Origin of the sequence: Streptomyces spectabilis, assembly GCF_008704795.1 — a bacterium.
GTDB classification, from domain to species: domain Bacteria; phylum Actinomycetota; class Actinomycetes; order Streptomycetales; family Streptomycetaceae; genus Streptomyces; species Streptomyces spectabilis.
Genome location: NZ_CP023690.1, coordinates 9,263,776 through 9,276,870, shown reverse-complemented (window position 1 = coordinate 9,276,870; position 13,095 = coordinate 9,263,776). Strand labels below are relative to the sequence as shown.

General features: G+C 72.4%; 11 protein-coding genes. 6 read left to right on the top strand and 5 right to left on the bottom strand.

Annotated features, from left to right (window positions below; genetic code table 11):
- Nucleotides 1–56 precede the first annotated feature (56 nt).
- Entirely contained in the window at nt 57–2,033 is a 1,977-nt protein-coding gene (locus CP982_RS39300) for an N-acetylmuramoyl-L-alanine amidase (protein ID WP_150514862.1), read from the top strand.
- Between the two features lie 81 nt (nt 2,034–2,114).
- Here the strand turns inward: CP982_RS39300 and CP982_RS39295 are convergent, their stop codons facing one another.
- The 3 genes from CP982_RS39295 to CP982_RS39285 form a co-directional block, all read right to left on the bottom strand.
- A complete protein-coding gene (locus CP982_RS39295) occupies nt 2,115–2,465 on the bottom strand; it encodes a hypothetical protein (protein WP_150514861.1) in 351 nt (116 codons plus the stop codon).
- 196 nt (nt 2,466–2,661) lie between these two features.
- Complete coding sequence (locus CP982_RS39290; RefSeq protein ID WP_030675137.1) at nt 2,662–3,162, bottom strand: glycosyltransferase family protein; 501 nt, start codon at nt 3,160–3,162, stop codon at nt 2,662–2,664.
- Nucleotides 3,163–3,281: 119 nt separating this feature from the next.
- Nucleotides 3,282–3,974, bottom strand: coding sequence for a CGNR zinc finger domain-containing protein (locus tag CP982_RS39285; protein WP_150514860.1), 693 nt, complete (start codon nt 3,972–3,974; stop codon nt 3,282–3,284).
- A gap of 163 nt (nt 3,975–4,137) precedes the next feature.
- Here CP982_RS39285 and CP982_RS39280 point away from each other — a divergent pair, with 163 nt between their 5' ends.
- The 4 genes from CP982_RS39280 (at nt 4,138) to CP982_RS39265 (ending at nt 9,570) form a co-directional block, all read left to right on the top strand.
- Nucleotides 4,138–4,863: a leucine-rich repeat domain-containing protein gene (locus CP982_RS39280; RefSeq protein WP_229879071.1), complete on the top strand. Its 726-nt coding sequence runs from the start codon at nt 4,138–4,140 to the stop codon at nt 4,861–4,863.
- A gap of 740 nt (nt 4,864–5,603) precedes the next feature.
- On the top strand, nt 5,604–6,830 hold the full coding sequence (locus tag CP982_RS39275; RefSeq protein ID WP_150514859.1) for a hypothetical protein: 1,227 nt from the start codon (nt 5,604–5,606) through the stop codon (nt 6,828–6,830).
- Complete coding sequence (locus CP982_RS39270) at nt 6,827–9,037, top strand: tetratricopeptide repeat protein (RefSeq protein ID WP_150514858.1); 2,211 nt, start codon at nt 6,827–6,829, stop codon at nt 9,035–9,037. The genes CP982_RS39275 and CP982_RS39270 overlap by 4 nt, the downstream gene beginning before the upstream one ends.
- Nucleotides 9,034–9,570 (top strand): flavin reductase family protein, encoded by a 537-nt coding sequence (locus tag CP982_RS39265; RefSeq protein ID WP_150514857.1) that lies wholly within the window; start codon nt 9,034–9,036, stop codon nt 9,568–9,570. Before CP982_RS39270 ends, CP982_RS39265 begins: the two co-directional genes overlap by 4 nt.
- Here CP982_RS39265 and CP982_RS39260 read toward each other — a convergent pair.
- Nucleotides 9,535–10,893, bottom strand: a complete 1,359-nt coding sequence (locus CP982_RS39260; protein ID WP_150515959.1) for a lysine N(6)-hydroxylase/L-ornithine N(5)-oxygenase family protein — start codon at nt 10,891–10,893, stop codon at nt 9,535–9,537. The genes CP982_RS39265 and CP982_RS39260 overlap by 36 nt on opposite strands.
- A gap of 756 nt (nt 10,894–11,649) precedes the next feature.
- Between CP982_RS39260 and argB the strand changes: the two genes are divergently transcribed.
- Nucleotides 11,650–12,459: an acetylglutamate kinase gene (gene argB / locus CP982_RS39255; protein WP_229879088.1), complete on the top strand. Its 810-nt coding sequence runs from the start codon at nt 11,650–11,652 to the stop codon at nt 12,457–12,459.
- On the opposite strand, the gene CP982_RS39250 is transcribed toward argB, so the two are convergent.
- Entirely contained in the window at nt 12,443–12,964 is a 522-nt protein-coding gene (locus tag CP982_RS39250) for a GNAT family N-acetyltransferase (RefSeq protein WP_260422749.1), read from the bottom strand. The two genes, argB and CP982_RS39250, sit on opposite strands and share 17 nt — an antisense overlap.
- Between the last annotated feature and the right edge of the window lie 131 nt (nt 12,965–13,095).

The following is a 13,095-nucleotide window of genomic DNA, read 5'->3' as shown; positions in this document are numbered from 1 at the left end:
CCCGGCCCCGCACGCCCCGTTCCGGCTCACCGGCCCAGAGGTCCCAGGAGGCTGCCTTGCGAGGATCCGCCCACGTTCCCGAATCCGCCGCGCGCAGACGCACCGTGAGGGCGGCGGGCGCCCTCGCGTCCGCCGCTCTGCTGGTGCCGCTCATCGGCGCCGCCCCGGCGCCGTCCGCCGAGAAGCCCGCTGGCCCCGGCTCCCTGCAGCGCGCGTTCGCGGCGGCCGCCGCCGAGTACGACGTGCCGCAGAGCGTGCTGCTCGGCGTCTCCTACCTCCAGTCGCGCTGGGACGCCCACGACGGCGCCCCGAGCGTGACCGGCGGCTACGGCCCGATGCACCTCACGGACGCGCGCACGGCGCTCGCCTCGGCCCCGCACCACAGCGAGGGCGACGAGGACCCGCGCGGCGACGAGTCCCGCGCCACGCTGAGGCCGCGCCAGGTGCCCGACGACGCGCAACTGCCCGCCCGGCTCAAGACGTTGAAGCGCGCCGCACAGCTCAGCGGCATCCCCGAGGGCGAGCTGCGCCGGGACTCCGCGGCGAACGTCCGCGGTGGCGCCGCGCTCCTCGCCGCCGCGCAGAAGCGGCTCGACAAGCCGTTCAGCGACGATCCGGCCGACTGGTACGGGGCGGTCGCCGCGTTCTCCGGCGCGGACGAGCAGGCGGGCGCCGCCTCGTACGCCAATGAGGTCTTCGCCGTCATCCGCGACGGCGAGCGGCGCACGACCGACGGCGGACAGCGGGTGACGCTCGCCCCGCGGCCCGGCCTCAGGCCCGACGCGGCGCAGGTCGAGCGCATGGGCCTGCGCAAGGCGCCGGCGGCGGAGACGGACTGCCCCCGGTCCCTGGCCTGCGAGTGGATCCCCGCTCCGTACGAGGAGTTCGGGGACAACGACTACGGCAACCACGACAAGGCCGACCGGCCCGGCTCCCAGGGCATCAAGTACATCGTCGTGCACGACACCGAGGGCAGGTGGGAGGGCGTCCTCAAGCTCGTCCAGGACCCGACGTACGTGTCCTGGCACTACACGCTGCGCTCGTCCGACGGCCATGTCGCCCAGCACGTGCGCACCAAGGACGTCGCCTGGCACGCGGGCAACTGGTACGTGAACTCGAAGTCCGTCGGCCTGGAGCACGAGGGCTTCCTCACGGCGCCCGACACCTGGTACACGGAGGCGATGTACCGTTCGTCGGCGCGCCTGGTGAAGTACCTCGCCAAGCGGTACGACATCCCGCTGGACCGGCAGCACGTCCTCGGCCACGACACCGTGCCGGGCACCACGGCGGCCACCATCCGCGGCATGCACACCGACCCGGGCCCGTACTGGGACTGGCAGCACTACTTCGAGCTGCTCGGCAAGCCGCTGCACCGCACGGCCGGCCCGAAGGGCGGCCTGGTGACGGTCGCTCCCGAATTCAGCAGGAACCAGCCGGAGTTCACGGGCTGCGTCAAGCCGGGCGAGAAGTGCGTGCCGCACGGCTCCAGCGCGGTGCGTGTCCACACCGAGCCCCGTGACGACGCGCCACTCATCAAGGACATCGGCCGCCGCCCGGGCGGTGAGCCGTCCACGATCGACGTGAACGACATGGGCTCGCGCCTGTCCACAGGACAGCGGTACGCGGTCGCCGACCGCCAGGGTGACTGGACGGCCGTGTGGTACCTGGGCCAGAAGGCGTGGTTCAAGAACCCGCGGAAGCAGCCGACGGCCGTCGACGCGCGCGGATGGACGGTGACGCCGAAGGACGGCGTGGGCGAGGTCCCGGTGTACGGCCGCGCCTACCCGGAGAAGGAGGCGTATCCGCCGGAGGTCCCGGTGCAGTCGGTCTCCCCGCTGCCGTACAAGCTGCTCGCGGGCCAGAAGTACGCCATCGGCGACAAGGTGCCCGGTGAGTACTTCTACGCGCCGACGTTCGACCTGAAGCCGCACCGCGTGGTGCGCGGCAAGGACGTCTACTACGAGATCCAGTTCGGTCACCGGGTGGCGTTCGTGCGCGCCGCCGACGTGAAGGTGGTGCCGTCCGGCACCTGACCGTGACGTCGAGTTCCCGGGAAACCGCCGGGCCCGGACCTGCATGGGGGCAGGTCCGGGCCCGGCGTGCGTGCGGGTGGATCAGCCGGCGGTCTCCGTGCACCAGATCGGCTGGCCCTGGTAGTAGATGCACACGTTGCCGTCGTCCTGGACGGACAGGATGGCCCCGTGGCGCCCGGACGTGTTCGACGCCCACACGGGGCGGTCGTCCTGGGCGTAGACCACGAGGTTGCCGTCGCCCTGCATGACCGCGCGGTACCCGTCCGGGCGGGTGTCCGGCGACCAGACGGGCTTCTCGACGCTGTCCCGGTAGACGACGAAGTTGCCGTCCTCCTGGAGCCGGAGGAGCGTGTGGCCGTTCCCGGAGGTCCAGGCCATGTTGCGGTGGATCGTGCTCGACGGCGTGTTCGGATAGACGTCGTTGTTGCTCATGCGCGACTTCCCTCCCGGTCGAGATGGGCGGACACCCCGCTCCCCCACGACGCTAGGGGCGACGACGTCCCGCGCCGCAGAGCAAAGCACGCCAGCCTGAACATGACGGTACGAACCGGGGGAAACGGCCGGTCAACGGAGGTTCTCCACCGGCTCCGGAGCCCGTACCGGCCAGCCGGGCCCGGGGCTGCGGGGCTCAGCCCTGCTGGAACAGCTCGGCGGGCAGGGGCTTGAGGAGCGCGTACAGGTCGTCGGTGATGGGGCGGTCCCAGGCGGCGATGGTCACCAGGACGTTGTCACTGCGGTCGAACTGGACGCAGGAGATGCGGCTTTCGGAGAGCCGCAGACGGCGCACGATCAGGAGGTTGTCCCCCTGCATCACCGGCACGTCCTCGCTGGAGACCACGGTGACCTCCTCGTCGTTCTCCAGCGCGAGCAGGAGCTGGGCCACCTCGAAGGGCACCTCGCCGTCGGCGAGCTCGCGGGCCGGGGAGCCCTCCGGCAGATTGCCGATGATCATCGCGGGGCCGCGGCCGCCGAACAGGTCGTAGCGGAGGAAGACGCCCTGGCAGCTGCCGTCGGGGGCGGGCAGCAGGCCGGCACCGAGGTTGCCGGGCCAGTCCCCCGGATCCATGGCGAGGACATCGAAGTCCGGGCCAGCGGGTGTGGCGGAGCTGCGGCGGCGGAGGAAGGACATGCGGCCATGGTACGTGCCCGCGGTGACGTTTCCGGCCCGGGGGCGGCGGCGGAGAAACCCGTGGTCACCGCGGGCCCCGGGGGTGTGCGAGAGCGATGCGCGCGCCGCCGGGCGGCGCCTCAGGCGGGGCCGCGGGCCCGCTCGTGGTGGCGGGCCACGCGGGCCCGGTTGCCGCAGGACGGCTTGCACCACTCCTGGCGCGGGTGCTCCTTGAGGAAGTAGCGCACGCAGCGCGGCGCGTGACAGGCGCGCAGGCGCTGCCGGTCGGGCCCGGCGATGAAGGCGTGCGCGGCCCGGGCCAGGGCGGCGTCGAGCAGGTCGGCGCGCCGCGCGGGCGAGGCGTGCCCGGCGCCCGGCACGGGCTCGTCCCGCACGAGCGGACCGGCGCCGTCCGGCCAGCTCAGCACCGGCACGGTGAGCACCTTGGCCGCGGCGTCGTTCAGCCGGGTGACGGCCTCGGCGAGCGGCAGGAGGCGGCGGGCGTCGGCGGGGCTCGGCTCGCCGGGGAGCACCGCGTGCGCGAAGAGCGCGCGGACGGCGGAGCGCAGCGCCCGTACCCGGTCGAGCGCGGCGGCGTCCGCACGGTAGCGGCGGGCCGCGAGGTCGTCGGGCAGCAGCTCGGCGCGGTCGCTCACCCAGGCGGTGAGGCCCTCGGGCGTGTCGAGGTCGTCGGCGACACCGCCGTGCCCGTCGTGGCGGATGGTGGCGGCGAGGTCGAGCGTCAGGCGGGTCTGCGCGGGCGTCGGCCGGGTCGGCGCGGGCGTCGGCGCGAAGGCCCTGGACGGTGCGGAGGCCTTGGACGGTGCGGGCATGGGCTAATGATAGGTTCCGCCGCATCCATTAGGCGGGTTTCTCCGCGCGGAGTCCACGGGGGCCGGGCACGGTCCACCGGGCCGAGCCGGGAGCCCTTCGCGGCGGGCGCCGCCCGGTCGGCGTCGAGGGGCGTCGCGGGGCCGCGCCCGGAAAGAGGTGCCGGTGACCAGCGCGACCGTACTGAACTACTGGCGGGCCGGACTCCCCGGCGTACCGGACGAGGTGTGGCGCCATCCGCGCCTGGAAGTCCTACTGCTGCCCGACAACGCGCTCGCGCACCTGCCCGCCCGTCTCGGCACGCTGACCGCGCTGCGCACCCTCGACCTCGGCCACAACCGGCTCACCTCGGTGCCGCCCGAGCTCGGCGATCTCACCGGATTGAGCGACTTCCTGTACCTGCACGACAACCGTCTCGCCTCCCTGCCCGCGGAGTTGGGCCGGCTGACGCGCCTCGCGTATCTGAACGTCGGCGAGAACCGGCTCACCGCCCTGCCGGACACCCTCGGCGCCATGACGGGCCTGGTCGAACTGCGTGCCCAGCACAACCGGCTCGCCTCGCTGCCCGCCTCGCTCGGCGACCTGCGCTCCCTGCGGGAACTGTGGCTGCGCGGCAACGCGCTCACCGCGCTGCCCGATTCCGCCCGGAACCTCAGCGCCCTGCGCGAGCTGGAGCTGCGGGAGAACGCCTTCACCGCGGTGCCCGGGGCGCTGCGCGGACTCCCGCTGCTGCGGCGCCTCGATCTACGGGCCAATCGGCTGTGCGAACTTCCCGGCTGGCTCGCCGAGTTGCCGTCCCTGGAGAAACTCGATCTCCGCTGGAACGAGGTGCGGGACGACGATCCCACCGTCATGGCCCTGCGCGGCCGCCACTGCGTCGTTCTGCGTTGAGCGGCTCGCACTTCCGCGCCGAACGGCCCGCACACGGAAGAGAATTCCTTGACTCAAAGCGCGGGCGCGTTAACTGTCCAAAGGTATAGGGAGATTCCTGAAGCTGGCATTCCTTTGCCTTTCAGGTCGACAACACGTCTGTGACCTGCCATGACTCAGGAGCGTCGCAGACACGCCAAGTCACTTTGCCCACCGTCGAATTGACCTCGCGGCGACGGTATACGGATGCCCGCATTCCCGGGTTGACATGAAAGGCGGCACCCCGCCAAGCTGTCCACGGACCAGTGAAGAGGGATCTGGATATTCCACTCCCAGAGATTTCACTGGGGTCCTGGCACATTTCCCGCGGTGGCTTTCCACGCCCTTTTGCGAATCGGGCGCGCCACCCGGGCTGCCACCCGAGGAAGTGACCTGGCGCCGCCGGATCCGGGCGTCATTCCTCTCCTGGCGGCGGAGTTCCGCTCCACCGCCGACTCCACGGCTCGCCGGATGAGCCATCGGGCCCCGGCCCGGCCTCCGGCCGCCAGGTCACACGTCCCACTGGGACCAGCCACCGAGAGGAGGAAGACCATGAAGAGGATGCCGATCCGCAAGGCCGGTCCGATCCGTCTGACGACCGCCTGCTACTACGTGTGCTCCGAGCACTGAGCACCGCGGAGCCGGGCCCCGGTCCGGGCCCGGCTCCGTCCCCGCCCGGCCCGGCCGGGCCCATCCGACCGCACGGCAGAGAGGCACGCCGGATGAGCGTGACCGTTCCGGGCGGCACCACCGTCCGCCTGCACCGTCTGACGATGGTCGCCGAGGACGACGGCGTCATGGTCGGCCGCCCCGACACCGGCTCGTACGCGGTGTTCCCCGAGGAAGGCGCCCAGGTCCTGCGGCTGCTCGACGCCGGGGGGACCGTCGCCGACGCGGCCGCGTGGTACGCGCGCACCTGCGGCGAGACCCTCGACATGGAGGACTTCCTCGCCGCCGTCGACGACCTCGGCTTCCTGCGCGCCGACAACGACGCCCCGGACGCCGCGGAGTCCGTGCCCGCCCCCGTGCGCTGGCAGCGGCTCGGCCGCTGGACGTTCTCGCGCCCCGCCCTGGTCTGCTACGGCGTGCTCGTGACGGCGGCCCTCGCCGCCATGGTGAACGACCCCGCGCTGCGGCCTTCGTACCACCAGCTCATGTTCACGAGCCACATCTCGCTGATCGCCGTCACCCTGTTCGGCGCGGCGATCCCCTGCATCCTGGCGCACGAGGGCTTCCACGCGCTCGCGGGCCGCCGGCTCGGGCTGCCCTCGACGCTCGGCATCGGGCGACGCCTGTACTACCTCGTCGCCGAGACCCGCATGGACACGCTCCTCAGCGTCGAACGGCGCCACCGCTACCTGCCGTTCCTCGCGGGCATGCTCGCCGACGTGCTGCTGGTCAGCGTGTTCACGCTCACCTCCGCCGGGCTGAGCCGCACGGGCGCGCCCGGCTGGCTCCCCGCCCTCTTCCTCGCGGTCTCCTTCACGTGTGTGCTGCGGCTGATCTGGCAGTTCCTGTTCTACTTGGAAACGGATCTGTACTACGTCGCCGCCACCGCCCTGCGCTGCACCGACCTGCAGAGCGCCACCCGCTTCCACCTGCGCGCCCTCATCCGGCGCCGACTGCGCCGACCGCCGCCGCGGGCCGACACGGAGTGGTCCGAGCACGACCGCGCCATGGCGCGCCGCTACGCGCCGGTGCTGGTGTCCGGCTACGCCTTCTCGCTCGCCAGCCTCGCCTGGGCGGCCGTCCCCACCGCTCTGACCTTCTGGTCCACGGCCATCCACCGGTTCACCCGGGCGGGCACCCCGGCCGCCGATCTCTTCGACGCCGCGTTCTTCGTCGCCCTCACGACGTGCGAACTCGGCCTCCTGCTCTACGTCACCGTGCGGGACGGGCGTGCCAAGTCCCGCACCGCCACCGCCGCACGCCGAGGAGCATCCGCATGACCGCCCTGCCGCCCCACCACCGCTGGATCGTCACCACCGAAGACCCCGCGCCGACCGGCGAACCGCCCGAACTCCCGCGCCCCGACCTGGAGGTCGGCTGTCACCGGCGGCTGCGCGGGCCGTTCACCGGCGGCGGCTTCCTGCTGCGCCGCATCGTGCCCGAACTGCTCACCTGGGACCCCGAGCTGGTGGCCGCGCACGCCACGGAGATCACCGTGATCGCCCCGGACCTCGCGCCGCTGGTCCCCCGTACGCCGCGGACGCTGACCAATCTGGCCGGGGCCAAGGAGCGCACCCGCTTCTACCCGGCGCCGCGCGCGCTGCGCATCGCCCACGGCGTGGCCGAACTCGCCCTGGACTGGGCGCGCCTGGTCCGCCCCGCAGGCGCCGTCATCGCCTTCCACGACGTGGACGAGGCCGACCCCACCGACCGCGAGCTCGTGGCCATCCTGCTGCGCCGCTGCGACCCCGCGCGGCTGACCGTGGTCGCACGGAGCGGCGGCGACCGCGAGGACGCGCTCACCCGCGCGCTCACCACGTACACCGTCCGCGCCGCGCGCCCGCAGGAGCCGCCGTCGCACCATGGCGCGGACACCGATCCGGCCCAGCTGTTCATCGATGCGGACGGCACCAGCAGCGATCCCGCCGTGCGGCAGGCCTACCGCGCGCTGGCGCCCGCCGAGCGGGCCCGTCGGCACACCGAGCGCGCCGCGGCCCTGACCGCCCTGGACGATCCGACGCTGCGCTTCGGCGCCATCCCGTACCACTTGGAGCACGGCACCGATCCGGCGGGCGCGGGCGTCGCGGCCTTCGTCGAGGCCGTCAACGGCTGCTTCGCCGCGGGTCTGTACGAGGCCGTCGTCGACCTGGCCGCGCGCGGGCGCCGTCTCGCGGCCGACGGTGGGTGGTCGAAGGCGTACCGCACCTTCACGCACAAGGCCGCCGCGTGCCTGTGCTATCTGGGCCGGGGCCATGACGCGTTCGCGTATCTGGAGGAGATGCGCCGCAGCACGGCCGACCCGGACGTCCACATGGGCACGGCGTATCTGACGGCGATGCTCTACACCCGTTTCCTGCCCCGGGAGGACCACGACGAGGACCTGGCCCTCGCCTGGGTGAACACGGCCATCGCGCTCGCCGACAGCCACCCCGAGCCCGAACGGCGGGTGCTCGCGCGCGCGTTCATGCGCAACGCCCGCGCCCTGGTCGAACTGCACCGCGGTGACCTCGACGTCTCCCTCGCGCTCGTGGAGGAGGCGATCGCCCTCACCGACGCCGACTTCGCCCCGGACGAGCAGCTTCTGCACCGCTCCGTCCTGCTGTACAACCGGGCGCAAGTGCGGGCCGCGCGGGGGGACCACACGGCTTCGCTGCGCGACTACGACGACGTGATCGCCCGCGACCCGGACTACGGCGACTACTACTTCGAGCGCGCCGCGCAGTACCGGGCCCTCGGCCGCCACGACGAGGCCCTGCGGGACTACGCCACGGCGATCCGGCTGACCCCGCCGTTCTACGAGGCGCACTTCAACCGCGCCGATCTGCTGATCGAGCGGGGCGACGACGAGAGCGCGCTGCGGGACCTCGACTACGCCCTCGAACTGGAGCCGGACCACGTGGGCTCCCTCACGCACCGGGCGGAGCTGCTCCTGGAGCGCGGCGACACCGCCGGGGCCCGCCGTGACGTCGAGCACGGCCTGGCCCTCGATCCGCGCCACGCCCCGCTGCTCGCCGCGCAGGGCGCGCTGCTCGAGGCGACCGGGGACGCGGACGCCGCCTACGAGAGCTACTCGGCCGCCCTGGTGACCGAGCCCGCGTTCGTGCCGGCCTGGGTCAACCGTGCCGTCCTCGCCTACTCCAGCGGCCGGCCCGAGCAGGCCATCGCCGACCTGGACGCGGCGCTGCGCATCGCGGACGACGCCACTCTGCGGGCCAACCGCGCCCTGGCGCTCCAGGACCTGGGCGAGCACCGCCGCGCGCTCGCGGACCTCGACGTGGCGGTGCGCGCCCTCGGCTCCGACGACCCGGACGTGTTCTATCTGCGCGGCGTCAGCCGGCACGCCCTGTCCGACACGCAGGGGGCGTTGGCGGACTGGAGCGCCCATCTGCGGGCCTTCGGGCCGCACGAGACGTCACCGCGCGGCAAGGAGATCGAGCTGCGGGCCGGTGACCTGACCCTCGCGGAGATACGGGAGGGAGTGGGGTGACGGACAGCGGGTCCGCGTGGCGCGGGCCGGGCGCCGACCCCGACGTGGTGCGGCGGGCCCTGCGCCATCACGCGAAGGGCGTCGCCGTCGTCACGGCGGGCGTCGGACGCCATCCGGTCGGCTTCTGCGCCACGTCGGTCACGTCCCTTTCGCTCGACCCGCCGCTGATGTCGTTCACGGTGGGGCTGCGCTCCGCCTCGTGGCCCGTGGTCGAGAGCGCGTCCCACGTCATGGTGCACCTCTTGGCCGCGGGCCAGGAGTCCGTGGCCCGGGTCTTCGGCGGCGCGGGCCGGGCCAAGTTCGGCCCGGACACGCGCTGGCGCCGCGGGGCGCACGGCCTGCCGGTCCTGGACGGAGTCCTGGCCCGGCTGGCGCTCGCGCCCGTCGACCGCATTCTGGTGAGCGACCACGCCCTGGTCATCGGTCGGGTGACCAGGGCGTGGCACGCGGCGGACGGACGGCCGCTGGTGCACCACGACGGCGGTTACGTCCGCCTGTCAGCCGGTCTGGCGCTGACGCCGGGCGAGGAGTGAGTCACGGATCTCACCCGCGCGCACCGCCGTGTTGGAGAGCAGCGTCGACGTCAGACCGTGGGTGTGCTCCGTGCCGCCCTGCAGATAGACGGCGGCGCTGACGTTCGCGTTGGTGGCCACGCGGTGGTCGCGGCTGACGACCAGCTCGTCCTCCTCGTCGCGGCGGCACAGCTTGTCGACCTCGCCGAGGCGCTCACCGAGGCCGCGCGGCCGGTAGCCGGTGGCGTAGACGAGCACGTCGGCGGCCAGCGTCTCGCGCTCCCCCGTGGGCAGGAACTCCACGCCGATGTCCAGGCGGTCCGGCTGCGCGTCGATGTCGCGGATGCGGGTGACGTTCAGCATGCGCAGCCGCTGCCGCCCCTGGACCTTCTCCTGGTACATGGTCTTCGACAGGGACTCGATCAGGTCGATGTCCACGACCGAGTAGTTGGTCGAGCGGTGGTAGTCGAACAGCGACTGCTTCACCTCGCGGGGCGCGTGGTAGAAGAGGTCCACCGCCTCGGGATCGAAGATCCGGTTGGCGAAGGGGCTGTCGTCGGCGGGCGTGTAGCCGTACTTGGCGAACACCGAGCAGACCTCGGCGTCCGGGAAGTTCCGGTGCAGATAGTCGACGCACTCGGCGGCGCTCTGCCCGGCGCCGAGCACGACGGCGCGCCGCACCGGTGTCGCGGTCTCCTTGAGCGCGGCCACGCGCGGGATCAGCTGGCTGTTGTGGAAGATCCGCTCGGAGTTCTCCATGCCCGGCGGCAGGTGCGGCTCCAGGCCCGTGGCCACGCAGATGCTGCGCGCCCGGCGTACGACCGTCCGGTCGGGGTCCGTCGCGTCGCGGCTGACGACCTCGAAGTGCGTGATCTCGCCGTCCTCCGTCACCGGACGCACGGCGATCACTTCGGCGGAGTAGTCGACGAGGTCGTCGACGCGGGCCGCGGCCCACTCCAGGTAGTCGTGGAACTCGACGCGCAGCGGGAACAGCGTCTTCTGGTTGAGGAAGTCCACCAGCCTGTCCCGCTCCTGCAGGTAGCACAGGAAGCTGAAGGAGCTCTTCGGATCACGCATCGTGACCAGGTCCTTGAGGAAGGACACCTGCATGGTCGCGTCGTCGATCAACATCCCCCGGTGCCAGCCGAACCGCGGCTGCTTCTCCAGGAATCCGGCGCGTATCCGGTCGCTCTCGCCGAGCCGCGCGTTGTGTTCGTGGACCGCGATCGCGAGCGCCAGGTTCGATGGCCCAAATCCGATCCCCAGGACGTCGTACATCACGTCCGTCCCCCTGTGCTCATTACTCGTCTCCGGCCCACTGTGCACGGCATTCACCCGCTTCATCGCCTCCTTAAGCAGCCACATGTTAGATAAGGTTAGCCTTACCTTGCAATGTCTGAGGAGGAATCACATGCGGGGCGCCGCCTTCGACCACCAGATCTGGTGGTGTCGGACGCCGCGGACCTTGCTTGATTCCGAGGCCGCTTCGCCGGGCCCCCAGCGGGAAGTGCCCCTCACCGCCACCCACTTCAAGGGCGGCCGCGCCCGCACGAGCGAGTGACCATGCACACACGGGACCGGGACGACCGGGCGACCGACATCACAGTCCGATCCGATCGCCGCCGCCCCACGGGACACCGGGCGACCACCCTGGATTCCGGCCAGCCGCACGCGGCACGTTGAACGTACACGACACACCACCCCCCGCGAACACAGGCGGCCCCACTCTCAACCAAGCGGACATATCGCGCACATCGACCGTGTCGCACTCGCGCGCACGCGCCAGGTGACCGGAAATTCATCGGCCATCGATTCGGCAATTCCCGCCACGCCATGGCCCATTGGGCGGCATTCCCGAGCGAGGGGCAGAGCAATGGCCCACCTTAGAACTTAGGTTAGGCTAAGCTAAACGCAATCTTGATCGGCCCACCTGAAGAGGTGGGCCCGCCCATGAAATGGAGTGGCTCCGTGAGCGTGACCGCTGCCCGGGGATTGCCCACCAGCGGGGTGCCCGCCAGGATCAGCGAATCCGGCGACCCCCTTCCCTGGCCGGAGGAGCTCCGGGACAGCGCGGTCGTCGTCAAATTCGGCGGCAACGCCATGGTGGACGCGAACCTGCAACGGACCTTCGCCCAGGACGTCGTGGAGCTGTGGCAGGCGGGCCTGCGCCCGGTCGTCGTGCACGGCGGCGGCCCCCAGATCAGCGCGATGCTCGACCGCCTCGGCCTCGAGACGCGGTTCGAGGCGGGCCTGCGGGTGACCACTCCGGAGACCATGGACGTCGTACGCATGGTGCTCACGGGCCGCGTCCAGCGGGAGCTGGTCGGCCACATCAACGCCCATGGGCCCTTCGCCGTGGGCATGTCCGGCGAGGACGCCCACACGATGACCGCCGTGCCGCGACCGGCGTGGGTGGACGGGAAGCCGGTGGACATCGGCCTCGTCGGCGACGTCGTGGACGTGAACCCGGACATGGTGCGCACGCTCCTGGAGCAGGGGCACATCCCGGTGGTGTCCCCCGTGGCCCGCGGCGAGGACGGTCAGGTCTACAACGTCAACGCCGACCTCGCGGCCTCGGCCCTGGCCGTGGCCCTCGACGCCGAGCGCCTCGTGATGCTCACCGACGTCGAGGGCCTGTACGCGGACTGGCCGCACAGCACCGAGGTGATCGAGCATCTGACGGCCGACGCCCTGAACGGGATGCTGCCGGGCCTCGCGAGCGGGATGCTGCCGAAGATGGAGGGCTGTCTGCGCGCCGTGCGCGGCGGCGTGCGCAAGGCGCACGTGGTCGACGGCCGGGTGCCGCACGCGGTGCTGCGCAGCGTCCTCGCGGAGACGAGCCCGGGCACCACCGTGGTCCCCGACGACGCCTTCGCCCGCGAGCGCCGGACCGTCACACGGACTTCGTGAGGATCCGGGCATTGCGGCGGGGGTCAAGGGACGCTGCCCACGACGGAGGCGCGAGGCGCGCCGTCGTGGGCGTGAACCCGTAGCGCAGGAACAGGCCGCCCCCGCCGGTGGTGGCCGTGAAGAGGGCGCCGAGGCCCTGGGCGTGCGCCGCGGCGAGCACGGCGCGCAGCAGACCGGCGCCCACGCCGCTCCCCTGCTGGTGCTCGGCCACGCAGAAGTTGTACACGACGCCCGCGGGGACGTCGCCTGCCGCCGGAGCCGCCCGGTGCGCGCGCAGGCCCACACAGCCCGCGAAGGCGCCGTCCGCGGCCTCCGCCACCAGGAAGTCGGCCGCGTGCGCGGCGTAGAGCGACACCGGCCGCTCCCGCAGCGCGCCCGAGCGCACGAAGGGGCGGGAGAGTTCGGCGAGCGCGGGCGCGTCCTCCCGGCTGGCGGTGCGCACGCGGTGCGTCGGCGCGGGCCGGGCGTGCGGCTGCGGGGCAGGGCGCGGCGTAGCCGTGATCAAGGCTTTCCTTCCTCGGTGGCACGATTTCGGTGAACGATCTCGGTGGCACGATCTCGGTGACACGATCCAAGAACGGCTCGTCGCCGTGTTCCCCTGACGGGGCATCAAAGTAAGGTCGGCCTTACCGTTCA

What these genes read in the sequence shown, in the direction of transcription:
- CP982_RS39295 (WP_150514861.1), bottom strand. Translation starts at nt 2,465, where the DNA reads ATGAGCAACAACGACGTCTATCCGAACACGCCGTCGAGCACGATCCAC.
- CP982_RS39290 (WP_030675137.1), bottom strand. Translation starts at nt 3,162, where the DNA reads ATGTCCTTCCTCCGCCGCCGCAGCTCCGCCACACCCGCTGGCCCGGAC.
- CP982_RS39285 (WP_150514860.1), bottom strand. Translation starts at nt 3,974, where the DNA reads ATGCCCGCACCGTCCAAGGCCTCCGCACCGTCCAGGGCCTTCGCGCCG.
- CP982_RS39275 (WP_150514859.1), top strand. Translation starts at nt 5,604, where the DNA reads ATGAGCGTGACCGTTCCGGGCGGCACCACCGTCCGCCTGCACCGTCTG.
- CP982_RS39270 (WP_150514858.1), top strand. Translation starts at nt 6,827, where the DNA reads ATGACCGCCCTGCCGCCCCACCACCGCTGGATCGTCACCACCGAAGAC.
- CP982_RS39260 (WP_150515959.1), bottom strand. Translation starts at nt 10,893, where the DNA reads ATGAAGCGGGTGAATGCCGTGCACAGTGGGCCGGAGACGAGTAATGAG.
- argB (WP_229879088.1), top strand. Translation starts at nt 11,650, where the DNA reads ATGGTGGACGCGAACCTGCAACGGACCTTCGCCCAGGACGTCGTGGAG.